Annotated in this window: 20 protein-coding genes; 5 read left to right on the top strand and 15 right to left on the bottom strand. The window is 62.2% G+C overall.

The annotated features are described in order from the left end of the window. Positions 1-274 precede the first annotated feature (274 nt). On the bottom strand, positions 275-1,219 hold the full coding sequence (locus ACQZ5H_RS19655; protein WP_112715649.1) for a phytanoyl-CoA dioxygenase family protein: 945 nt from the start codon (positions 1,217-1,219) through the stop codon (positions 275-277). A 132-nt stretch (positions 1,220-1,351) separates the two neighbouring features. On the opposite strand from ACQZ5H_RS19655, the gene ACQZ5H_RS19650 reads away from it, so the two are divergent. After that, positions 1,352-2,215: a helix-turn-helix domain-containing protein gene (locus ACQZ5H_RS19650; protein ID WP_449098795.1), complete on the top strand. Its 864-nt coding sequence runs from the start codon at positions 1,352-1,354 to the stop codon at positions 2,213-2,215. Here ACQZ5H_RS19650 and ACQZ5H_RS19645 read toward each other — a convergent pair. The 10 genes from ACQZ5H_RS19645 to dnaG form a co-directional block, all read right to left on the bottom strand. After that, the gene (locus ACQZ5H_RS19645; RefSeq protein WP_449098794.1) at positions 2,212-3,096 is read right to left on the bottom strand and encodes a DMT family transporter; all 885 of its coding nucleotides are present in this window, start codon (positions 3,094-3,096) and stop codon (positions 2,212-2,214) included. The two genes, ACQZ5H_RS19650 and ACQZ5H_RS19645, sit on opposite strands and share 4 nt — an antisense overlap. 69 nt (positions 3,097-3,165) lie before the next feature. After that, a complete protein-coding gene (locus tag ACQZ5H_RS19640) occupies positions 3,166-3,963 on the bottom strand; it encodes an AraC family ligand binding domain-containing protein (RefSeq protein ID WP_449098793.1) in 798 nt (265 codons plus the stop codon). Between the two features lie 60 nt (positions 3,964-4,023). Beyond that, positions 4,024-4,185, bottom strand: coding sequence for a hypothetical protein (locus ACQZ5H_RS19635; protein ID WP_199626942.1), 162 nt, complete (start codon positions 4,183-4,185; stop codon positions 4,024-4,026). A gap of 74 nt (positions 4,186-4,259) precedes the next feature. Next, positions 4,260-5,495 (bottom strand): DUF930 domain-containing protein, encoded by a 1,236-nt coding sequence (locus ACQZ5H_RS19630; RefSeq protein WP_449098792.1) that lies wholly within the window; start codon positions 5,493-5,495, stop codon positions 4,260-4,262. 103 nt (positions 5,496-5,598) lie between these two features. Beyond that, positions 5,599-6,309 carry a DUF930 domain-containing protein gene (locus ACQZ5H_RS19625; protein WP_449098791.1) on the bottom strand — a complete coding sequence of 237 codons (711 nt, stop codon included), beginning with the start codon at positions 6,307-6,309 and terminating at the stop codon, positions 5,599-5,601. A gap of 179 nt (positions 6,310-6,488) precedes the next feature. Beyond that, entirely contained in the window at positions 6,489-8,546 is a 2,058-nt protein-coding gene (gene rpoD, locus ACQZ5H_RS19620) for an RNA polymerase sigma factor RpoD (protein WP_112715661.1), read from the bottom strand. A gap of 577 nt (positions 8,547-9,123) precedes the next feature. Continuing rightward, on the bottom strand, positions 9,124-10,161 hold the full coding sequence (tdh, locus tag ACQZ5H_RS19615; protein ID WP_449098790.1) for an L-threonine 3-dehydrogenase: 1,038 nt from the start codon (positions 10,159-10,161) through the stop codon (positions 9,124-9,126). 191 nt (positions 10,162-10,352) lie between these two features. Beyond that, complete coding sequence (locus ACQZ5H_RS19610; RefSeq protein ID WP_449098789.1) at positions 10,353-11,540, bottom strand: glycine C-acetyltransferase; 1,188 nt, start codon at positions 11,538-11,540, stop codon at positions 10,353-10,355. Positions 11,541-11,673: 133 nt separating this feature from the next. Next, positions 11,674-13,530: a DNA helicase RecQ gene (gene recQ / locus ACQZ5H_RS19605; RefSeq protein WP_449098788.1), complete on the bottom strand. Its 1,857-nt coding sequence runs from the start codon at positions 13,528-13,530 to the stop codon at positions 11,674-11,676. Beyond that, the gene (dnaG, locus tag ACQZ5H_RS19600) at positions 13,530-15,527 is read right to left on the bottom strand and encodes a DNA primase (protein ID WP_449098787.1); all 1,998 of its coding nucleotides are present in this window, start codon (positions 15,525-15,527) and stop codon (positions 13,530-13,532) included. Before dnaG ends, recQ begins: the two co-directional genes overlap by 1 nt. A gap of 149 nt (positions 15,528-15,676) precedes the next feature. On the opposite strand from dnaG, the gene ACQZ5H_RS19595 reads away from it, so the two are divergent. Together ACQZ5H_RS19595 and ACQZ5H_RS19590 are read left to right on the top strand one after the other, a co-directional pair. Further along, positions 15,677-16,018 (top strand): BrnA antitoxin family protein, encoded by a 342-nt coding sequence (locus ACQZ5H_RS19595; protein ID WP_203428482.1) that lies wholly within the window; start codon positions 15,677-15,679, stop codon positions 16,016-16,018. A gap of 574 nt (positions 16,019-16,592) precedes the next feature. After that, positions 16,593-17,450, top strand: coding sequence for a hypothetical protein (locus ACQZ5H_RS19590; RefSeq protein WP_449098786.1), 858 nt, complete (start codon positions 16,593-16,595; stop codon positions 17,448-17,450). Here ACQZ5H_RS19590 and ACQZ5H_RS19585 read toward each other — a convergent pair whose 3' ends face one another. Continuing rightward, positions 17,451-17,903, bottom strand: a complete 453-nt coding sequence (locus ACQZ5H_RS19585; protein ID WP_449098785.1) for a GatB/YqeY domain-containing protein — start codon at positions 17,901-17,903, stop codon at positions 17,451-17,453. 270 nt (positions 17,904-18,173) lie between these two features. Here ACQZ5H_RS19585 and carA point away from each other — a divergent pair, with 270 nt between their 5' ends. Beyond that, positions 18,174-19,379 (top strand): glutamine-hydrolyzing carbamoyl-phosphate synthase small subunit, encoded by a 1,206-nt coding sequence (carA, locus tag ACQZ5H_RS19580; RefSeq protein ID WP_449098784.1) that lies wholly within the window; start codon positions 18,174-18,176, stop codon positions 19,377-19,379. Between the two features lie 6 nt (positions 19,380-19,385). Here the strand turns inward: carA and ACQZ5H_RS19575 are convergent, their stop codons facing one another. Beyond that, positions 19,386-20,390, bottom strand: a complete 1,005-nt coding sequence (locus tag ACQZ5H_RS19575; RefSeq protein WP_449098783.1) for an acyltransferase — start codon at positions 20,388-20,390, stop codon at positions 19,386-19,388. Between the two features lie 114 nt (positions 20,391-20,504). On the opposite strand from ACQZ5H_RS19575, the gene ACQZ5H_RS19570 reads away from it, so the two are divergent. Next, positions 20,505-20,825 carry an antibiotic biosynthesis monooxygenase family protein gene (locus ACQZ5H_RS19570; protein ID WP_449098782.1) on the top strand — a complete coding sequence of 107 codons (321 nt, stop codon included), beginning with the start codon at positions 20,505-20,507 and terminating at the stop codon, positions 20,823-20,825. Positions 20,826-20,841: 16 nt separating this feature from the next. Here ACQZ5H_RS19570 and ACQZ5H_RS19565 read toward each other — a convergent pair whose 3' ends face one another. Together ACQZ5H_RS19565 and ACQZ5H_RS19560 are read right to left on the bottom strand one after the other, a co-directional pair. Beyond that, positions 20,842-22,245: an MATE family efflux transporter gene (locus tag ACQZ5H_RS19565; RefSeq protein WP_449098781.1), complete on the bottom strand. Its 1,404-nt coding sequence runs from the start codon at positions 22,243-22,245 to the stop codon at positions 20,842-20,844. Between the two features lie 177 nt (positions 22,246-22,422). After that, the gene (locus ACQZ5H_RS19560) at positions 22,423-23,670 is read right to left on the bottom strand and encodes a TCR/Tet family MFS transporter (RefSeq protein WP_449098780.1); all 1,248 of its coding nucleotides are present in this window, start codon (positions 23,668-23,670) and stop codon (positions 22,423-22,425) included. Positions 23,671-23,810 lie beyond the last annotated feature (140 nt).

The following is a 23,810-nucleotide window of genomic DNA, read 5'->3' as shown; positions in this document are numbered from 1 at the left end:
TCTCCCGCGGGCTTGGTGTCCCAGAGGGGCCTCGGTCTCTCGCTCGCCACCGCGATAGGCATTACAGCCTCGATAGCGGATAAAGGGAAGTTACAAGGGTAAATCGACGCTGCGGCTCCGGCGTCCCTTCTCCCCAGCGGGGAGAAGGTGGCCCAACGGGCCGGATGAGGGGCCACAGGCACGGCATCTCCGTCCCCCCTGCTTCCGTCACGCAAAGAGGGGGCGCCTGAGAGGCGCCCCCTTCTGCATTAAGATCAGTGGCACTCGCGCGCCATCAACCCCAGCGATCCAGCCCGAGCAGCTTGCGGCCGAGCGGCGTCAATTCCGCCGTCGTCGCATTGTGCTTTTCCCATTCGCGCGGATCGCCCGGGAAGGCATCGCGCTTCGGGCTGTCGAGTTCGCGCCAGAGGCGGATGCGCTCGTCGCGCTCCTCGGCATTGTCGAATTCCGCCGGGTGCATGGAGATATACTGCGCCATGCGGACGCGGTTTTCGGAGTGGTTGGGGCGAACGCCGTGGGCGAGCAGCGAGTTGAAGATCATCAGGTCGCCCGGCTCCATGCTGATATTCTCGGTCGAAAGACCGGTCATATCAGGGTGCATCGGATCGCGATCTTCAGGCTGCGTCTTCACCCACTCGTCATAATGCTCGAAGAGATAGGGCACGCACTGGAAGCCGCCGACATCGCCGTCCTGCTTCTTGAGGCTCAGCACCGCCTGCACGCCGATCGGCAGCGGGTCGATCGAGGTATCGACGTCCCAGTGGATGAAGCCGTTCGGATTGCCTTTGACCTTCTTCGGCGGGTTCAGGTTGGCCCGGTCGATCGTCACCCACAGGTCTTCGCGGTCCCAGATATCGACGAACACGTCATAGACGCGCTTTTCCATCCGGTTGTCCCACAACGCCTGGTGATTGTAGATCTCCAGCATGCCGGTGTTGTTGAGTTCCTTCATCTTGTGTTCGCGGCGCTGCGGCGCGTACCAGGTCGAAGGATCGTTCGGGTCCTTCTCGTCAAAACGCCAGAGCACCTCCACAAGCCGCTCGACATTCTCCGCAGGCACCGCCTGACGGACAATGACGTAACCCTTCTTGGTCCAGTGCTGCCAGTCCTCCTCCGAGAGAACGCGAAGCGGAAGCTTCTTCTTGATATCCTTGAGCTGCGTGGTGCTCGACGAAGTGGTCGGATGCGCGTCGCGCTTGATGGCTGCTGCCTGCTGCATGTGTCTCTCCCATTGCGCTAATCCCTGTACTGTCAGGCGATGAGAGGAGTGTAGCCGCAAGCGCGCGGCGATGTTGCCCGCGTTTGGCGCCTTGTGATACTATTCTGGCGTCTTGCATCAATCAGGCGCCCGATGAGAGCATTTCTCGAAGTCCTGCCCCGGCAATCCGATACCAGCTGGCCGATGCTCAACCGGCGGCTCGACGATGCCATTCCCTTCGAATGGCACCACCATCCGGAGTTCGAGCTGACGCTGACGCTGAATTCCGCCGGCCAGCGCTTCATCGGCGATCACACAGGCGAATATGAGGATGGCGACCTCGTGCTGGTCGGCCCCAACCTGCCCCATACCTGGGCCTCGCGTGAGAAGCTCGATCCCGGCCAGCCGCATCGCGCCTTGGTTCTGTGGTTTCACCCCGAATGGATGCGGCAGATGACGGCGGGCGCCGTGGAACTCAGGCCGATCGAGCAGCTGATGGCCCGCGGCCAGAACGGGTTGCAGTTCTCCCGCCAGACCGGAGAGGCCGTCCGCGCCGAATTCGAGACGATCTTCGACCGTGAACCGGCCGAGCGCCTGCTGTCGCTGCTCGCCATCCTCGGCCAGGTCGCCGCCGACCGCCAGGCCGTGCCGCTCGCCAGCGCGCCCGGCCATCAGCCGGCGCTGCAGGAAAGCCGCGAGCGCATCGACCGGGTGCTCACCCACCTGCATGTCAACTACGCCGGCCCGGCGACGCTGGAGGAGCTCGCCGATATCGCGGCTCTCAGCGTCTCCGGCCTGCACCGCATGTTCCGCCGCCACACCGGCACGACGGTCAGCGACTACCTGATCCGCATGCGGATCGGCGATGCCTGCGCCCGCCTCTCCTCGACGAACCAGCCGGTCGCCCATATCGCCGATGCCGTCGGATATGTGTCACTCGCCAATTTCAATCGCCAGTTCCGCGCCGAAAAGGGCATGACACCGCGCGACTACCGCGCCCATTTCCGTAAGGGCTAGGCCGGGCGCCTGCGCCTGCCGTTCAGTGCAAGCCCCAATACCGCGGCCAGCACGCAACCAATGCCCGCGATCTGATGCAGCCCGACCGGCTCACCAAGCAGCAGGAAGGCGAAGATCACCGCCGAGACCGGCGCGATCGCCGTAAACAGCGAGGCCTCCGCCCCGCTCACCCTCTCCGCTCCCGCATACCAGAGCATGAAACCGGCAATCGTCGGCACCAGCGCGTAATAGACGACGGAGAGCAATGCCGCCGAGGACGCGGCCGGGAACGCATGGCTTTCGAAGACCGCCGGAATGGCAGCCGCACAGAAGCCGATCGCCGTCATCAGCGTCGATTGCACCAGCGGCGCAATCTCCGTCTTCAGCCGCTTGTTGAGCAGAATGAACAGCCCCTCGCAGAGCACCGCGCCGAAGATCAGAATGTCACCGCGCAGAGAGCCGCCGCCTGCCCCCGGCGCCAGCACGATCGAGAAGACGCCCGCCGCCGCAAGCCCGATCGCGAGCAGCAGGAAACGGTCCGGCCGCTCACGCAGCAGCAGGATCGAGATCCCGGCCGAAACCACCGGCAGCGTGCCGATGATCACTCCCGCATTGGCGGCCGAAGTCATCGACAGGCCCGAGATCAGCAGCGTCGTATAACCAACGCTTCCCGCCGCCGCCTGAATGACAAGAATGATCCAGTCATGCCGCGAGAGCCTCGGCAGCCGGGCACCGGTCAGCCGCATCAGCAGCATGAAGCACGGAAAGGCCACGGCAAACCTCAGCGCCGTTGCCGTGAATGGCGGCAGCCCCGCCGAGATCAGCTTGCTGGCAATCACGGTACTGCCGACCGTCGTCATTGCCAGCGTCAGATAGATGTAGCCCTGTTGTTTCGGTGTCATGAGAACTCCCCTGGATCGGGAGCGAGATGACGCCAAAGGTTCGCTGCGGTCTTGAAGGAAATTGCAGGCTCAGGAGCGGCCGCGGGCATAGACGCCGGGCGCCAGGCCGTAACGCGCCGTGAATGCCCGGGTCATGTGGCTCTGGTCGGCAAAGCCGCTGGCTGCAGCAACCTCGGCAAGCGGCATCCTCCCGCCGATCAGCCGCCGTGCCAGATGTACCCGCGCCTGCACCAGATAGGCATGCGGCGTCAGCCCCGTCGCCCTGCTGAAGGCGCGAACGAGCTGGAAGCGGCTGAGCCCGCTCTCGCGCGCCATCCGGGCAAGCGAGATATCCCCGGAGGGATCGTCATTGATGAGATCGCGGGCACGGGCGACCGAGGACGGAATCAACAGATCGGCCTCCGCCTCGCCGCCCTCGCGCAAAATATCTGCCGTCAGGCCGAGCAGCAGCTCCTCTGAGCACATCGCATCCGCTTCGCCGGTGACAGCCGCAAACAGCGCCTGAAAGCGCCGGGCGATCGGGCCGTCGCGCAGGACAGGATGCGGGATCTCGAAACGCATTGAAGAGCCCTTGGCCGCCTCCGCAGCCAGGCTCAGAAACATCTCAGGATCGAAATAGAGGATGCGCCAGGCGCGCGCATCGCCGACGGGCATGCCGTCATGCACCTCGTTCGGATTGACGGTGATGACATCACCCGCTTCGGCCTCGACCATGCCGCGGCCGCTGAGCGATTTCTGCGCGCCGCGATGGATCAGCCCGATGCCGAACTGCTCGTGCGTATGGCGGGAGAAGCTCCGGCCCGTCGCAGCCTCGACGGCCTCGACACCTGACACCGCCGAGCGGTGCATCCTGAAACCGCCATCCATGCCACACTCCTCTTCGAACGGAAGAGTGCCAGCCCGCGGGCTGCGGCGCAAGATTGGCGATCAGTGGACCGTCTGCGGTCCGAATTCTTCGGAGAGGATCAGCAGCGCGTCTTCAAGGGCTGCCACCAGGATATCGGTCAGTTCGTCCGACTTGTTTTCAAGAAAACGGAGGGCGACGGCCTCATCCTGGGTTTCGAGGTAATGCTCGATATCGTTCGACATATCATCGTCCTTTCATTCACCGCAACATCGGCGATGGAGGAAGAATAGGAGGGCTGTCTTGCGCAGGGCTGACCCTATTCCGGGAAGCGCCTGCTACGCCACTGGCTGCGCGGCACCGCACTGCCGACATCGAGCGCGAAGGAAACGATTGCCGTCGCATCCTCGTTGACCTCGCAGCGGAACTGCACGTCGTACCAGGTCTCGGCGGTGCGGAAGGCGCCGCGCTTGACGTCGAGCACCGTACCCTTGGCGAGCCCATACATCGGCACGATCACCGGCCGGTAGGCGGGCGATCCATGCACCAGCTGCTCACGAAGCTCGGTGCTGCAGAGCTGCGCCGCACGCCGCCCGCGGGGAATGCCGAGCATCGCCGTCCGCGCCACGGGGTCATCACTCTCGTCAGGCGAAAACAGCGTCTTCGCCTCGGCAAGCTCATCCTTCTTCGGCGCATCCGGCTTGTCCGGCTCGGTCGGTTTCTGCTCGACCGGCTTTGCCTGCTCGATGCTGGTCACGGCCTCGCCGGCGGCATCGACGGCAGGCGCATTATTCTGCGAATGCGCGTCGGCGATATCCACCTGCGGCAGATCGATATCGTCAGGCACGGGCTTGGCCGGCGGCTCCTTCGGCGCATCCGGCTTGTCGCCGGCATCGGCTGCGGGCTTCGGCTCGCCGGTCTCGTCCTTGTGGTCGGGCGCGCTGGTCGCCGGTTTCACTTCGCCTGTGGACGAATTGCCAGCGTCGGATTTCTTCGGACCACTATCCTTGTCGCCGAACTGGAACACGGGTTTCAGAACCGGCATCGGCGCACCCTGCCCCTGCTTGCCGTCAGCCTGCTTGTTCTCGGCTTGCTGCTCGGCCTTCGGCGGTTCGGCTTTCGGCTGCTCGGCTTTCTTCTCTTCCGGCGGAGGCGGAGGCGGTGGTGGCGGCGGAGGTGGTGGCTCCTGCTTTGCCTGTTCCTCCGGCTTCTTTTCCTCGGGTTTCGGCTCTTCCGCCTTCTTTTCTTCAGGAGGCGGCGGAGGCGGCTCTTCCTTTACCTTCTCCTCGGGCTTTTTCTCCTCCGGCGGCGGCGGTGGAGGCGGCTCCTCCTTCTTCGCCTGCTCTTCCGGCTTCTTCTCTTCCGGCTTCGGCTCTTCCTTCTTTTCCTCCGGCGGCGGCACGAGATCGACCTGTACGGCCTCCTCCTTCTCCGGCTCCGTCTGCGGCAGCGGCATCTTGAACAACAGGACGGCCGCGACCAGGGCATGCAGCGCGATCGACGCCGCCACACCTGAACTGATCCCTGCCAAACGCTTGTTCGTTAGCTTCTGCATGCCACCATTAAACCACGTGATGCCGATGTGGCGTCAAAAGCAGGCAGCATCAAGCCGCAAAAGGAAAAGGGGCACGATTTCCCGGCAATTTGCCGTGAAGAGCTCAGTCCGCCGCCCCGTCATCGGCAACCAGGTTGTGCTGCCGCCACAAATCCTTCGGAATGGCATCGCCGATCGCGAAGGCGAAGGAGCGTACCGCCCCCGAGCCCTCGTCGACCTCGCAGCTGAAGCGGATCGCGTACCAGAGGCGCTTGCTGCGGAATGCGCCGCCCTTCACCTCGATGCTCCCACCCCTGATCCGCTCCGGCGCCATCGCATAGGGCGCGATCGCGTCCGGATTGCTGCCGGGACGCGTTCTGCGAACCTGCTCCATCGCCTCAAGCCCGCAAAGCTGCAGATTGCGCTCGTCACCGGAGAGCTGCCGCAATGCCGCCCGCGCCTTCTTGCTGCGGGGATCGCTGAGCACGCCACCAGAGAAAAGCTGCCGTGCCGAAACCAGCGCACCCGGGGCCGGAGCCGGTTTGATCACCGGTGGCACCAGCACCCTGCCCGGCTGATCGTCAGCAGGAGGCGCAAGTGGCACGGCGGGCGCTTGCTGCGGCTGCGGCCTGATGTCTGCAGGCGGTGCTGCGGGCTCGGCTTGAGTAGCAGCAGGCACGATTTCCACGCTGACGCTATCGTCAGGCGGCGTGCGAAAAATCCGCGGCTTCGGCAGATAGATCAGAAGCAGGGCGAGACAAGCGGCATGCAGCGCAAGCGACGCCGGCCCACCCCAGCCGACCCTCTCCTCGAACGAGCGCGCCGCGGCAGTCATCAGACTGCGGGATAGTAGAAGCAGGAAGCATTCATCATGCTGCGGCCCGATGCTCGTGAAACTGCGCCCATCCTCAATTCAATTATGGCGGGACGGAGGCAGCAAGCGTGCCGGTTGCATTCCGCCAAAAGAAAAGCCCGGCACTGAGGCCGGGCTTTTGATGTCGTCGTGTCGTTCGCTTAGCTGTCGAGGAACGAGCGCAGCTTGCGGCTGCGGCTCGGGTGCTTCAGCTTGCGCAGCGCCTTCGCTTCGATCTGGCGGATACGTTCGCGGGTGACCGAGAACTGCTGGCCGACTTCTTCGAGCGTGTGGTCGGTGTTCATGCCGATGCCGAAGCGCATGCGCAGCACGCGCTCTTCGCGCGGCGTCAGCGATGCCAGAACGCGGGTCGTCGTTTCGCGCAGGTTCGCCTGGATGGCGGCGTCGATCGGCAGAAGCGCGTTCTTGTCCTCGATGAAATCGCCGAGATGCGAATCTTCTTCGTCACCGACAGGCGTTTCGAGCGAGATCGGTTCCTTGGCGATCTTCAGGACCTTGCGGACCTTTTCGAGCGGCATGGCGAGCTTTTCGGCCAGTTCTTCCGGCGTCGGCTCGCGGCCGATCTCGTGCAGCATCTGGCGCGAGGTACGAACGATCTTGTTGATCGTTTCGATCATGTGCACCGGAATACGGATAGTGCGAGCCTGGTCGGCGATCGAGCGGGTGATCGCCTGACGGATCCACCACGTCGCATAGGTCGAGAACTTGTAACCGCGGCGGTATTCGAACTTGTCGACCGCCTTCATCAGGCCGATATTGCCTTCCTGAATGAGGTCGAGGAACTGCAGACCGCGGTTCGTGTACTTCTTGGCGATGGAGATGACGAGGCGAAGGTTCGCTTCGACCATTTCCTTCTTGGCGATACGCGCTTCGCGCTCGCCCTTCTGCACCATATGCACGATACGGCGGAATTCCGAGATCGAAATGCCGGTTTCGGTCGCCAGATTCTGGATTTCCTGGCGGATGTCGCGGATCGTCGTGTTCTCGCCCTTGGCGAATTCCTTCCAGCCGCGGGCGGCCAGATTGGCGATCGACTTCATCCAGTTCGGGTCGAGCTCGGCGCCCTGGTACTGTTCCAGGAAGCTGTCGCGCTTGACGCCGTAGGATTCAGCCAGACGCAGCAGGCGGCCTTCGTTCTGCACGAGGCGCTTGTTGATGTCGTAGAGCTGCTCGACCAGAGCCTCGATACGGTTCTGGTTCAAGGACAGCGACTTGACGGCCTTGATCAGTTCGTCCTTGAGCTCCTTGTAGCGGCGCTCCTGGGCGGAAGACAGCGTGCCGGTCGCGGCAAGGCGCTGCTCGACCTGCTGGTCCTGCAGCTTGCGCAGCTTCTTGTAGGTCTCGGCGATCAGGTCGAGAGTTTCCATGACCTGCGGGCGCAGCTCGGCTTCCATCGCGGCGAGCGAAAGGTTGGACTCGTCTTCGTCCTCTTCCTCTTCCTCGATCGGCATGCCTTCGCCGCCGACATCGGTGATGTCGTCGTCACCCGAACGGGCGCGGCGGGTCTTTTCCTTCTCTTCAGCCGCCTTGCGGTCGGCTTCGATCTTCTCGGGGCTCTGGAACTGCGGTGCAGCCTTGGCTTCCGGACCGGAATAGGTGGTTTCGAGATCGATGATCTCGCGCAGCAGCGTTGTGCCTTCGTTCAGTTCGTCGCGCCAGATGATGATGGCCTGGAAGGTCAGCGGGCTCTCGCAGAGACCGGCGATCATCGTTTCGCGGCCAGCCTCGATGCGCTTTGCAATGGCGATTTCGCCTTCGCGCGACAGAAGCTCGACGGAACCCATTTCGCGCAGATACATGCGCACCGGATCGTCGGTACGATCGGTCGGTTCCTTCTTCTTCGTGGTCGCAAGCGCAGTGCCGCTCGAAGGCGCGAGTTCGCCACCTTCGTTGTCGTCGTCGCTGCCGCTGTCGTCGTCGTCGCTGCCGGCGCCGCCCTGGGCTTCCTCAGCTTCTTCGTCCTCGATCACGTTGATGCCCATGTCGGACAGCATCGCCATCGTGTCTTCGATCTGTTCGGACGTCACTTCTTCGGACGGAAGAACGGCATTCAGCTCGTCCATCGTCACATAGCCGCGCTTCTTCGCGGCCTTGATCATCTTCTTGACCGCGTCATCGGAAAGATCGAGAAGAGGGCCGTCGGTTGCGCCGTCGCGTTCGACTTCCGCTTCTTCGTTCTCTTTGACCTTCGTTGCCATTTATGTCGTCGCCTTCCTGACGCTATCCAAACTCGCTGGTGCGAAGCCGCTTCGAAACGCGCGCATCAACGCTCGCTTCGAATCAATTTCACCCACCTAACGGGATGACCTTTAAAGCCTGATTAACCACGATTGCCGGCGCCGGATGACAGAGCTTCAATGCTTCGAAAATTCCGGCCATGGTTTGTGCGATCCGCCTTGACCCAAGTTCACCGCTTCAAGTCGAACGGTGATTCCCACAATTTTTGATCTCGTCAAGCTTTTCCACAAAAAAAGCCGCCGAAAACACGGAAAATGCCTTATCCACAGGCAGAGGAACCGCTCAAGCGATTGCCAGCCTTAGATAGGATGTCACCGGTGAAAGACAAGAGCGCAAAGCTCCTGCGCCCTCATATCCGAGTCAACTGCGGTTTTATAGTGACCTGAAGAGCATCTCGTCCAGGCTGCCGCAGTATAGATCGTTACCGCGGCAGGCCATCATAGGGGTTGATCTTCAACGACCCGAGATCGATCGCCGGAACGCAGCGCAGCTTGATCGCCGCCATCGCCGTTCCATCCGGCGCGGTTGCCTCGCTGTTTACATCCAGTCCATCACCACCTTGCCGGAATTGCCCGAGCGCATCGCCTCGAAGCCATCGCGGAATTCGTCGATCTTGATGCGGTGCGTGATGACCGGCGACAGATCGAGCCCGCCCTGCACGAAGGCGATCATCTTGTACCAGGTCTCGAACATCTCACGGCCATAGATGCCCTTGAGGTTCAGCATCTTGAAGATCACCTTGTTCCAGTCGATCTCGAAACCGGCCGGCGCAATGCCGAGGATGGCGATCTTGCCGCCATTATTCATCTTGTCGATCATGTCGCGGAAGGCAGGTGCGGCACCCGACATTTCGAGCCCGACATCGAAGCCCTCGGTCATGCCGATCGACTTCATCACGTCCGCCAGGTTTTCCTTCGAGGCGTCGACGACATAATCGATGCCGAGCTTGCGGGCGAGATCGAGGCGGTTCGGGTTGATATCGGTGATGACGACCTTGCGGGCACCCGAACGCTTGGCGACCAGCGCGCCCATGATGCCGATCGGACCGGCGCCGGTGACCAGCACGTCTTCGCCGACGAGGTCGAAGGAGAGCGCCGTGTGGACGGCATTGCCGAACGGATCGAAGATCGCGGCGATCTCATCGGGAATATCATCCGGGATCGGCACGACATTGGCTTCCGGAATGCAGACGAACTCACCGAACGAGCCCGGCCGGTTGACGCCGACGCCGAGCGTGTTGCGGCAGAGATGGCCCCTGCCCGCCCGGCAGTTGCGGCACTTGCCACAGACGATATGCCCCTCACCGGAGACACGCTCGCCGACATGGTATTTGGTGACCGCGGAGCCGACCTCGGCGATCTCGCCGCAGAACTCGTGACCGACGACCATCGGCACCGGAATGGTCTTCTGCGCCCACTGGTCCCAGTTCCAGATATGCACGTCGGTACCGCAGATCGCAGACTTCTTCACGCGGATCAGCACGTCGTTCGGGCCGACCTCCGGTACAGGCACGCTCTCCATCCAGAGCCCGACCTCCGCCTTCGACTTCACCAGCGCCTTCATCATATTCGACATCAGATTATTTCCTCTTGGCTTCCGCTGGCTCCACCTTCCCTTCTCCCCTCGGGGAGAAGGTGCCCGCAAGGGCGGATGAGGGGGCTGCGCGGCACGGCATCAATTAATTTGCAATATAGCTAGAGGCCCCCTCATCCGACCCTTCGGGCCACCTTCTCCCCGCTGGGGAGAAGGGAAGAGGCCGCAAGCCGTCAGATAACCCCAAGCTCCCCGCCCGCTTCGGCAAACACCGCAATCGCCCGTTCGACATCAACAGTCGAATGCGCCGCCGACATCTGCGTGCGAATACGTGCCTGGCCCTTCGGCACCACCGGGAAGGAGAAGCCGACGACGTAGACGCCCTTCTTCAGCATCAGCGCCGCCATATCCTGCGCCAGCTTCGCATCGCCGAGCATCACCGGAATGATGGCATGCCCTTCGCCGGCCAGCGTGAAGCCGAGCTTGGTCATTTCGGAGCGGAACAGCGTAGAATTGGCCGTCAGCTTCTCGCGCAGCGCATCGCCGTTCTCGATCAGGTCGAAGACCTTCAGCGAAGCCGCCGCAATGACCGGCGCCAGCGTGTTCGAGAACAGGTAGGGGCGCGAACGCTGCCGCAGCCAGTCGATCACTTCGGCCTTGCCGGACGTATACCCGCCCGAAGCGCCGCCAAGCGCCTTGCCGAGCGTGCCGGTGATGATATCCACCCGTCCCTCGACGCCGCAATATTCGGCCGAGCCGCGGCCGTTTTTGCCGACGAAGCCGACGGCATGGCTGTCATCGACCATGACCATCGCGCCGTACTTGTCGGCGAGATCGCAGACACCCTGCAGATTGGCGATGATGCCGTCCATCGAGAAGACGCCATCCGTGGCGATCATCTTGAAGCGGCTGCCTTCGGCCTTCTTCAGCTCTTCTTCGAGTGCCGCCATGTCATTGTTGGCATAGCGGAAGCGCTTGGCCTTGGAGAGACGCACGCCGTCGATGATCGAGGCATGGTTCAATGCGTCGGAAATGATCGCATCCTCTTCGCCGAGCAGCGTCTCGAAGAGACCGCCATTGGCGTCGAAACAGGAGGAATAAAGGATCGTGTCTTCCATGCCGAGGAACGAGGAGATGCGCGCCTCGAGCTGCTTGTGCTCCTCCTGCGTACCGCAGATGAAGCGCACTGACGCCATGCCGTAGCCATACCGGTCGAGCGCCGCCTTGCCGGCCTCGGCGAGCTCCTCGTTGTCGGCGAGACCGAGATAATTGTTGGCACAGAAATTCAGAACCCGCTCGCCCGAAGCGACGGCAATTTCACCGGCCTGCTTCGAGGTGATGACCCGCTCGGACTTGTAAAGCCCAGCTTCCTTCAGAGAGGCGAGCTCGGTCGTGAGATGTGAGAGAAATGCTTTTGTCATTGTAAACGCCAATACCCCTAAAATTTCCTCCGACGGGCGCTGCAATTAGCACAAAGCAAGTGCAGATGTCCCCGATCCGGTACGAAATATTTTCGGTTTGGCTATTTCAACAGCGCGACGCTATCGCGCGCTCTCAATCATCATGACTGAGGATCACGTCCAGAAACGCCTCGCCATAGCGCTCCAACTTCGACTGGCCGACGCCGGAGATATCCAGCATCTCCTTGCGGCTGCGAGGCCGTTCGGTGGCGAAGGCGATGAGCGTTGTGTCGGGGAAGACGACATAGGGCGGCACGCCGAGCGATTTGGCGATCGAGGTGCGTTCGGCCCTCAGCGCCTCGAAGAGCAGGCCGTCAGCGCCCGACAGACCGGCATGCCGGTTGGTGCGCTCGGCCTTGCGGCTACTGCGCCCGGCGACCGCCCGGTCCTTGCGGAAGTGGACTTGCCGCTCGTGCTTGAAGACGGCGCGCGCCTCCGCCTCCAGCTTCATCGCGCCATAGGCGTCGTGGTCGCTGCGGACGAGCCCCATCGCCAGCAGCTGCCGGAAGATCGATTGCCAGGTTTTCGCGGCGATATCCTTGCCGGCACCGAAGACCGGCATCGTCGTGTGGCCGAAACGCTCGGTCTTCTCGTTGACGTTGCCAAGCAGCACGTCGATGACGTGGCCGGTACCGAAGCGCTCGCCGGTGCGGTAGACGGCGGCGAGCGCCTTGATCGCCGCCTCCGTGCCGTCCCAGGTTTCGACGGGCTTGGTGCAGGTGTCGCAGCTGCCGCAGCCGCCCGCATGCGCCTCGCCGAAATGCGCCAGGATCGCCTGGCGGCGGCAGGAAGCGGTCTCGCAGATGGCGAGCAGCGCGTTCAGCTTGCCGCGCTCGATGCGCTTGATCTCATCGGCCGCATTGCCCTCGTCGATCATCCGCCGCCGCTGGATGACATCGGCCATGCCATAGGCCATCCAGACTTCCGACGCGAGGCCATCGCGCCCGGCGCGGCCGGTCTCCTGATAATAAGCCTCGACGGAACCCGGCAGATCGAGATGGGCGACATAGCGCACATTCGGCTTGTCGATCCCCATGCCGAAGGCGACGGTGGCGACGAGGCAGAGCTCGTCCTCCTTCAGGAACGCATCCTGGTTGGCGTCGCGCATCGCCCGGTCCATGCCGGCGTGATAGGCGAGCGCCCGGATGCCCTGCGTGTTCAGCCACTCGGCGGTATCCTCGACCTTGGCGCGCGACAGGCAATAGACGATGCCGCTATTGCCCTTGTGGCCGGAGAGGAACCGCAACAGCTGCTGGCGCGGCTGGTCGCGCTCGACGATTTCGTAAGCGATATTCGGCCGGTCGAAGCTCGTGGTGAAGACCTCAGCATTGCCGAGCCTCAGCCGCTCGATAATGTCCTCGCGCGTATGCGGATCGGCCGTCGCCGTCAGCGCGATGCGCGGCACGCCCGGATAGTGCTCCGAGAGCCTGCCGAGCTCGCGATATTCCGGCCGGAAGTCATGTCCCCACTGGGAGACACAGTGGGCTTCATCGATCGCAAACAGCGCGATCCGGGCCTCGCCGATGATCTCGCGAAAACCCTCCATCAGGATGCGCTCGGGCGTCACGTAGAGGAGATCGAGATTGCCGGACGAGATCGCCCGGCGGATATCGACATATTCCTCGCGGGTGATCGTCGAGTTCAGCGCCGCGGCGCGGATGCCGAGCTGCTTCATCGCCTCCACCTGATCGCGCATCAGCGCAATCAGCGGCGAAACGACGATGCCGAGACCGTCGCGGCAGAGCGCCGGGATCTGGAAGCAGAGCGATTTGCCCGCCCCCGTCGGAAACAGCACGACGGCATCGCCGCCCGAGGTCACGTGCTCGACGACCTGCTGCTGCTTGCCGCGGAAGGCCGAATAGCCATAGACGCGCTTGAGGATATCGAGCGGCGCCCGGCCATTGCCGAACAGCGCGCCACCCGCCGAAAATGCCTTGTCACCGCCGTCCATCAATGGCTCGCCGCACCCTTGACCCGGCCGGAGAGCACGCCGAAGCCGTCGATGATCGCTTCCTGGTTTTCAAGCCGCAATCCTTCGAAATGCACTTCCTGCAGCGCGCGCATCAGCTGGTCGATGATCTCGGCATTGCCTTCTTCGGTCGCCTCGGCGATCTCGCGCTCGAGCTCGATCTTCTGCCAGCGCAGTGCCTTGGCGCGCTTGTGAAACGCCAGCGCCTGGCGGTAGCCCTCGCGCGCATCCTCCATCGCGGCCTGCTCGGTCGCGGTCCACAGGCGCGCATTGCGCACCTGCTGATCGAGCCCCTTCAGAAGGCCGGTAAAGTCTTGGCGCTCGAGCTCCTCGAAAAGATACTCGCGCGTCAGATGCGGGCTGGCGACCATCGCTGCCGCACCCAGCATCGCCGACCACAGCCGCTGCAGATCGCGATTGTCGTATTCGATGGCGGCGATCTCGTCATACTCGTCCTGCATCAGCGCCGGATGATTGATGACCGTCAGCGCCAGCACGCTTTCGCGCAGTGCCGGAATTTCCTGATGGCCGCGCACCAGACCGGAACGGGCGAGCCGCTCGGAGATCAGATTGACCGTGCGCGCGCCGCCCGGCGAAGGCCGCCCCTGCCCGTCCTTGCCGCGGAAATTGCCACCGCCGCCGCCCCGTTCGAAGCTGCGCCGGTCGTTGCCGCGGTTCTGGAACTGCGGCTGGAAGAACTTGTTGAGACGATCGCGGATATCCTGCTGGTAATGGCGGCGGACATTCTCGTCGCCGATCACCGACACCATCTGCTTCAGCCGCGCTTCCAGCTCGGCGCGCGCTTCCGGCGTATCGAAACCGCCGCCGCCGGCCTCGCGGCCCCAGAGCATTTCGGCCAGTGGCTTCGCCTGGCTCATCACCTTGTCGAACGGCGCCCGGCCCTCGTTGCGCACGAGATCGTCAGGGTCCTTGCCATCGGGCAGCAGCGCAAAACGCACGGTGCGCCCCGGCTTCAGATGCGGCAGCGCCAGATCGGCAGCGCGGTTGGCGGCGCGGATACCGGCGCCATCGCCATCGAAGCAGAGCACCGGCTGTGAGGTCATCTTCCAGAGAAGGTCGAGCTGATTCTCGGTCAGAGCCGTGCCGAGCGGCGCAACGGCGTTCTCGACACCTGCCTGATGCAGCGCGATGACATCCATATAGCCTTCGACGGCAATGACCGTCGGTTCTCCGTCCGCACCCTGCAGCGAACGGCGCGCACGGGCGAAATTGTAGAGCACCTGCCCCTTGTGGAAGAGCTCGGTCTCGTTCGAGTTCAGATATTTCGCCGGCGCGTCCGGCGACATGGCGCGGCCGCCGAAGGCGATCACCTTTTCCCGTGACGACAGGATCGGAAACATGATTCGATCACGGAACCGGTCGTAGCTGACGGGAATGTCGGACCCGTGCACGACGAGACCGCAGGCCTCGATCTGCTCCTTGCCGACGCCCTTGCCCGAAAGAAACTCCTTCAACGTATTGCGGCTGTCGGGCGCAAAGCCGAGCCGGAAGGTCTCGATCGTCCGGCCCGTCAGGCCGCGGTCGCGCAGATAGGCACGCGCGCGTGCGCCATTCGCCGTCTGCAGCTGATCCTGGAAGAACTGTGTGGCGAGTTCCATGACATCGAGAAGCGAGGTCCGCTCCTTCTCGCGCCTCTCCATCGCCGGATCGGCGACCGGCATCGGCACACCCGCCATATCGGCGATCTGCTGCACGGCCTCGGGGAAGCTGAGCCCCTCAAGCTCGGTCAGGAACCGGAAATGATCGCCGGTCACCCCACAGCCGAAGCAGTGGTAGCGGCCCTTGCGATCCTCGCAATGGAAGCTCGGCGATTTCTCGCCATGGAACGGGCAGCAGGCCCAATAGTCGCCGCGCGGCACATTGGTCTTGCGCTTGTCCCAGCTGACACGCCTGCCGATCACGTCCGAAATCTGGACGCGGTCGCGTATGTCATCGAGAAAGGAATTGGAAAAGCGCATCAGAACCTCGTGGTGAGCCATCATATAAGCAGGTTTGCCGCAGGTCGCCACGCACTTTGCCGGAAACCCCAGCTATTCACAGGGTTGATGCCCCTACCTCCGTATATACAATTGCATCTACGATGATCCAGGAGCCTCGGCACGCGACAATGAGCAAAGAGCGTATCGTCAGCTATTCGGCTGAAGACATCGAGAAGATGATCACCAACGGCGAGGATCGAAGCGATCACGCCCGCGTCGACAGCAAAATCAGTGCCGAAATCGAGCAAGCCATGTTCGATGACCCCGATTGGGCGGGCTCTATCGATATCGACTGGTCCAGTGCAACGATCGTCCAGCCTCCAACCAAGAAGCCCCTGTCGATAAGACTCGACCAGGATGTCGTCGATTTCTTTCAAGCAACCGGCAAAGGCTACCAGACTCGGATCAACGCCGTGCTGCGCCATTACGTCGATCAGCAAAAAATACTGAAAGAAAAGCGCCAGAAATGAACATCAACAAAGCGTGACGCCTGCCTGCGACAGGGTGCGACAATTGTGCACTTCGGGCGCGTGTCACGCCTGTTTTCAAGTTCGCCAAAATGCATATGAAAAAGATTATATTTATATGATTTCAAATGGTTGACCTGCACAACCGGCAGAAAAACGGCTGATAAAAAGCGTGCTAATGAAAAGCCTGAGCGGGCATTGCCGGGGGTCACAACCCAATTATTATATTTTTGTAATTTGAATACTCCGCTGCATCGCAATACCGTCTTCTCATCAAAGCGATCCCCGAGCGAGGCACCATCCCTACCCCCGGCGCCGCCTCGCAAGGGTGCCTTTGCAAATAAACCGCCAGTGTGGGCTTAGGCCCAGCGTCACTGGCGGCCGCAAAGAGCAAGAAGGCAGGAGCGCCCCCAGCTCCTGCCTTCTTTAATTTCCGGCATAGCTGTTCCAGATTTTTGCAATTTAACCTTGCTGGTTAACTGCCCCAACCATTTTTGGGACATTTGTATGAAAATGGACATTGACTCGGCGAACCCTGAGCGCAAATGGAATATCCATTGCCCGCTAGAGTTCACTGATGTCCGTCTCCGCCGAAACACTTGCAAATGATGACCGCTTCTTTGGTGCAGTACTGATCTGCGCCAATGAGATGCTGGCAATCTATAAAGAAAGCCCGAGAATCGCCTCGATCTTTGCTGCGCAGCAGCGATGGCTGATGGCGCATGCCGGCTTTGCTTTGCACTACGGTCTGCCCGGCGAAGACAAAAAAGGTCTATATTCCGGGCGCTTCGTCGATTTCATCGTCAGCAACAAGATCGCCAGCCGCAATACGGCGGCAGCCTTCCTGCAGGAAATGCTCGTCTACCGCTTCCTGCGTCCCTCGACCGGCCAGGCGGACCGCCGCACGCGCCTTGTCGAGCCGACCGAAACGGCAGAACAGCACTTCCTGAAATGGCTGGTGACCCACCTTTTCATCCTCGACAACCTGGACGGCGGCAAGCGCGCCGAAAAGGTAACTGCCGAGCCCAACCTGATCGCAAAAATTCAACCATTGATTGCTTTGGCGATCCTTGAGACCAATCCGGTGCGCGATCCCGGCGCCACCTACAATCTCTTCAACTGGGCAAACTCCGGCGGTCTGGTGATGGACTACCTGATGTCGCGCCTGCCGCCGTTCGACCCGGCGCAGGAGCGCGTCTCGATCGGGCCGGTCTCGCTCGGCGAGCTCCGTACCAAGTTCATGATCTCGAATACGCATCTGAAGCGGCTGCTGACGCAGGCCGGCGAGATGGGAAGCGTCGGCTGGGACGAGCCGCCGCGCAAGGGCGATCTGTGGCTGTCGCGCGGCTTTATCCTCGAGTACCGCAATTACCAGGCGGCAAAATTTGCGGTCGTCGATGCGGCGGCCGAGGCTATGCTCGGCCCCGCGGTCTGATTACTTCAAGAGTTCCTTGACGGCGCCCGAAGCCTTGGAGAAATCCATCTGGCCGGCATAGCGCTCCTTCAGAGCGGCCATCACCTTGCCCATGTCCTTCGGACCTTCGGCGCCGGTTTCGGCGATGATCGCCGAGATATTGGCGTGCACTTCCGCGTCCGACAGCTGCTTCGGCATGAAGTCCTGGATCACGGCGATTTCGGCGCGTTCCTTGGTGGCGAGTTCGGGGCGCGCGTTCTCGTCGTAGATCTTGGCCGATTCGTCGCGCTGCTTCACCATCTTGGCGAGGATCTGCAGAATCTCGTCGTCGCTGGCCTCTTCCTTGCCGGCACCGCGATTGGCGATATCGCGATCCTTGATCCCCGCCTGAATCAGGCGAACGGTCGAAAGACGCTCGGCATTCTTGGATTTCATCGCGTCCTTGAGCGCGGTGGCGAGTTGATCGCGCAGCATTTTTTCACTCCTGTTGAATGGCGCTACATAAACCACGCCGATGGCCGGGATCAAATAAATTGCGATATTGCGGCCAGAAAGCGCAGGAAAAGCGTGCTGCAATGCGTTAGAAAAGATTGACGGCAGGCAGGAGCATGGCTATCTACCGCCACCTGCACCAAAATTCGTGATCAGGCCTGAGACGCGCGGCGACGAGCCGTGCCCATACGCTTGCGAACACAAATGGCCGCCCGGCGAAACCGCCGCGAGCCGCCGGAAAACGGGATGAAGATGACCGCGACAGCCCCCTGGACCACCGAAAAGCCGACCGCCCTGCTCGTTCTCGCAGATGGCACAGTGATCGAAGGCAAGGGGATCGGCGCGACCGGCAAGGTTCAGGCCGAAGTGGTCTTCAACACGGCACTGACCGGATACGAGGAAATCCTCACCGACCCCTCCTATCTTGGCCAGATCGTCACCTTCACCTTCCCGCATATCGGCAATATCGGCACCAATGACGAAGACATCGAAGACCTGACGCCGGCAGCACGCCACGGCGCGGTCGGCGTCATCTTCAAGGCCGACATCACCGAACCCTCCAACTACCGCGCCGCCAAGCATCTCGACGCCTGGCTGAAGGCTCGCGGCATCATCGGCCTCTGCGGCGTCGATACCCGCGCGCTGACCGCCTGGATCCGCGAGAACGGCTCGCCGAATGCCGTCATCGCCCATGACCCGAACGGCGTCTTCGACATCGACACGCTGAAGGCTGAAGCCAAGGCCTGGAGCGGCCTGGAAGGTCTCGACCTCGCCAAGATCGCCTCCTCCGGCCAGTCCTCGCAGTGGACGCAGACGCCCTGGATCTGGAACGAAGGCTACGGCGAACTCGCCACCGGCGATGCCAAGTATCACGTCGTCTGCCTCGACTACGGCGTCAAGCGCAACATCCTGCGCCTCTTCGCCGGTCTCGACTGCAAGGTCACCGTCATGCCGGCAACGGCGAGCGCTGAAGACGTGCTCGCCATGCAGCCGGACGGTATCTTCCTGTCGAACGGCCCGGGAGACCCGGCCGCCACCGGCGAATATGCCGTTCCCGTCATCCAGAAGCTGATCGCCACCGATATCCCGGTCTTCGGCATCTGCCTCGGCCACCAGATGCTGGGCCTCGCGCTCGGCGCCAAGACCGAAAAGATGCACCAGGGTCATCACGGCGCCAATCATCCGGTCAAGGATCATACGACTGGCAAGGTCGAGATCGTCTCGATGAACCACGGCTTCGCGGTTGACACGAAGTCGCTGCCCGAAGGCGTTGAGGAGACTCACGTTTCGCTGTTCGACGGCACCAATTGCGGCCTGCGCGTTTCCGGCAAGCAGATCTTCTCGGTCCAGCACCACCCGGAAGCCTCCCCCGGCCCGCAGGACAGCCACTACCTCTTCCGCCGCTTCATCAACATGGTGCGCGCCAAGAAGGGCGAAGCGGCTCTCGCCGAACGCTAAGAACTGTTAGGACAGAGCCACCAGACGCCGGGAAACCGGCGTCTGCTTGAACAGCCGGGATAGGCCGAGGCTGACTGCAGCGACGATAGCTGCGATTGAAAGAGCCCAGAGCGGCCCGCTGACCGGCAGATGCGCTGCCACCGTTTTCAAGATGAAAAGATGAATGAGATAGGCGCCGAGCACGTCCCGGCCCCATCCGTAATCGCGTGTCTGCGACAGCCTAGTGGCGAGGCCTGTCATGCCGATCGCCGCGGCGATGGTGCCGAACGAATAGTCGTGACCAAGGCTTGATGTGCTGACGGCAAAGCCTTCTGCCAGATGAAGTGCAAGTCCCGCCAGACCGAGCAGCGCAAACTGCGCCGTCGTGAAGCGCGGTAGATAGCGGCGCAGCATCAAGCCGGACAACAGGAAGAGCGGCGCTTCAAATATCCCGTTGCGATAGGCAACGAGCGGAAGATGGATACCGATCAGGTCGCCATAAGTGCCGAAGATCACGCCCGCCAGATAGAGCAGAACGCAGGCCGCCGCCGTCAGCGCTACCCCGACATAGCGCAGCGACAGCCAGCACAGCGACACACCGATGAAAAGCGCCGGCAGGAACCAGAGATGGAAGCCCGGCCCTCCCGAAAACGGCACCAGCGCGACGATGAAATCGCGGCCGTAGAGCCGGGGATAGAAGAGCTCCGAGAACTCGGCTGCGAAATAGAACAGAAGCCAGAATGCATAGAGCGGCAGAAGCTTGGCGGCCAACGCGCCGATCGCCCGCCAAGGCCGTTCGATCGCCTCTGTCTTCCAGAAGAAACCCGAAACGACAAAGAAGCAGGGGACGGCGAAGCGGCAAAGCTCATCCAGCACGAAGCCCGTCGTCTTCCATTCGCCGAACAGCCCCACCGCGTTGGCATGGATGATGACCACGGCAAAGATGCCGATCACTCTCAGAAGCTCGATACCCGGAAAAGCCATGGCGCACGTTGAACCCGCTACCTCGATGCCCGCCAGCCTAGTGTCCATTCCTTTATCAAAGGTATGAGCCACCGGCATTCATCGGGTGGCAGAGCTCTTGACCTCAACTTAACTTGAGGAATTACAGAGGTAGCCGTGACATCGAAATCAAGGAGATGATGGATGAACGGCGGCTTTTACCGCGTTGACAAGTTCGTGGTGCCGGAGGCGGCGCGCGAGGAATTTCTGCTGAACGTGCTGATGGTGCATGAGGTGCTGCAGGTGCAGCCGGGTTTCATGGGCCACTCTGTTCTCGAACAGGTCTCCGGCCCCGGCGAATTCAATTTCGTGACCATTGCCCAGTGGGAAAGCGCCGAAGTCGCCGAGCGCGTCAAGATCGCCGTGCAGACGGCGCAGAAGGCCTGCAGGCTCGATCCGCAGGCGCTGTTCCAGCGGCTCGGCATTCGCGCCGATATCGCCAGCTACCGGCCGGTTGCGGCCTGAGTGGCGATGGCCGCCGTTAGGCGGCGGCCATGCCGCCTTCCCGGCGCACCAGAATATAAAAGCGGGCGCAGAGCATCGTCGCAGCGGCGGCGAGCCCCACTAGGAAGCCGAACCAGATGCCGACGCCGCCGAAGCCGAGACGGAAGGCGAGCAGCCACGCCAGGAAGAAACCGATCGGCCAATAGGCGATCAGTGCCAGGATCATCGGCACGCGCGCATCCTTCAGGCCGCGCAGCAGACCGCTGGCAATCGCCTGGATGCCATCGACCAGCTGGAACAGGCCGGCGACAACGATCAGCGGACCGGCATAGGCGAGCACCTCAGGCGCTTCCGGACGGCTGACATCGAGGAACCAGCGGGCGAAAAACTCCGGCATGATCGCAAACAGCACGCCGCCGAGTGCCGCGAGCGACGCGGCAATCGCCATGACCGCGACGGAAGCCCGGACAACGGCCTGATGATCCCCCTGCCCGTGCGCGATCCCGATCCTGACGGTCGCCGCCTGGCTGAGGCCGAGCGGGATCATGAAGGCGATCGAGGCCCATTGCAGCGCGATACCGTGTGCCGCGAGCTCGATCGTGCCGATATGGCCCATCAGCAGCGACGCCGCGGTAAACAGGCTGACTTCGGCAAGGATCGTCACGCTGATCGGCAGGCCGAGGCGCACCACGTCCCAGAGCGCATGCCAGTCCGGCCGCCAGAAGCGTACCAGGATCTCGTAGCGCCGCGTCTCCTCCTTCATCTGCACATAGGCAAGGATGAACAGGAAGCCCGCCGTCTGCACGGCAACGGAAACGATGGCCGCACCTTCCAGCCCCATGGCCGGAAAGCCGAAATGGCCAAGCACGAGGACGTAGGCAAAGATCGCGTTCAGCACCAGCATGGCGATCGTGACGTTGAGAACCACGGCCGCCTTGCCGATCGCGCTGACCAGCGCCCGCATGACGTTATAGAGCAGCCCCGGCAGCACGGCGAAATGGCCGATCAGGATATAGCCATGCGCCAGCTTCGCCACCTCGGGCTTCTGCCCGGCGGCCAGCAGGATCTCCTCGGCATAGATGAAGGCCGGCTGCATGATCAGCCAATAGGCAGTGACCACCCACAGGCCCATGCGCATCGACCGGCGCACGGTGACGATATCGCCGCGGCCATAGGCCTGCGCCACCATCGGAATGACGGCGATCGAAAAGCCCGAGCCGAAGATCAGGATGGTGAACAGGAACTGCGCGGAGAGAACCATGGCCGCCAGGTTTTCAGCGCCGAGCCGCCCGACGATCATCACGTCGGTCGTGTTGATCCCGAGCTGGGCCAGCTGCGCGCCGATAAACGGGATGCCGAGCGCCAGCGTCGCACGGAAATGCGATCCCCAGTGGTTGTCGGTTTGCGGCGCAAGCTTGTGCACGTCGAGAGGCGCGTCCATAGCAAAAGTCCAATTGTTTTGAATCGTTTTCGGCCGCACACGGGCGGCAAGACTATTACCGGGCCTTAGATCAAAGCCCGGCCAAGAGCTACCCTAAAATAGGCAAATGCTGAATTATTCATCACAGCATCACCAAATCTGATGGCCGAGACCAATCGACATTAGGGTGTCGATTGGCTATCCGGCAGGGGCTTCCGCCGTCTCGTTTTGCTTTGCCGGCCGCACTTTCCCAAACAGGACCAGTGCCGCGACGAGGATGAAGAAGGCGGCCATCAGGTACGGCGCGCCCGCAAAGGTCAGCGGCGCATCCGGCTTGGTGAAATAGCCGAACAGCTGCGTGAAGATCACCGGGCCGATGATCGTCGTGAGGCTGCTGAGGCTGGTCAGCGCGCCCTGCAGTTCGCCTTGAGCGGAAGGCGGCACCTTGCCGGCGGCGATGCTGCGCAGCGGCGGATCGGCGATGTTTTCCATCACCGTCAGCACGATCACGACATAGACGACCCAGCCCTCCCAGGCGAAGGCATAGCCGGTGAGGCCGACCACCGAGAAGCACAAGCCGACGACCGCGGTCTTCCATTCGCCGAGCACCGGCACGATCTTCGGCAGGATGAGACCCATGACGATCGCCGCACCGATGCCGTAGATGCCGAGCGACAGACCGATCTGCCCCTCGCTCCAGCCATAGCGGTAGGTGCCGACGAAGGACCAGACCGCCGGATAGACCGCATGCGCCAGCCAGAACAGGAACATCACGGCGGCGATCCAGCCGATGCCCGGATAGTTGCGCATCTGCTTCAAGGCGCCGAGCGGATTGGCGCGTTTCAGTTCGAAGGGACGGCGATGCTTGGCATCCAGCGTCTCCGGCAGCAGGAAATAGGCGGCCACGAAATTCAGGAAGGACAGCAGCGCGGCACCCAGGAACGGCACGCGCGGCCCGAACTCGCCAAGGAAGCCGCCGATGACGGGGCCAATGGTGAAGCCGACGCCGAAGGCGATGCCGATCAGGCCGAAATTCTTCGCCCGGTTCTCGTCGTTGCTGATATCGGCGATATAGGCCGAACAGGTCGCGAAGCTACCGCCACTGAAGCCCGCCAGCGCCCGGCCGACAAACAGCATCCAGAAGCTGGTGGCGATCGCACAGATGAAATTGTCGATCGCGAAGGTCAGCACCGACAGAAGGAGCACCGGCCGGCGGCCGAAACGGTCGCTGAGATTGCCGAGCAGCGGCGCAAACAGAAACTGCATCACGGCATAGACGACGAGCAGCCAGCCGCCATCGAGCGCGGCATCGCTGACACTGCCGCCCGTCAGCTCCTCCAGATAGGCGGGCAGCACGGGCATGATGATGGCGATCCCGATGACGTCGAGAAACAGGATCATGAAGACGAGGAAAAGTCCGCGGCGAACGAATTTCGGATCAAGCATAGGTCATCTCTCGACAGGCGTTGTTTTCTGGAAAGACGATCTGATCGCCGGGGATGTTACATAGCCGAAGCAGAAAAATGAAACAATACGTGAACATTTCAAAGTTTTTGATGACGAAAACAATGAAATTGATCGTGGAA

The organism is Rhizobium sp. 21-4511-3d (assembly GCF_053522545.1).
Note: the sequence above shows the minus strand (reverse complement) of the source record. Positions and strands in the feature narration are given on the sequence as shown.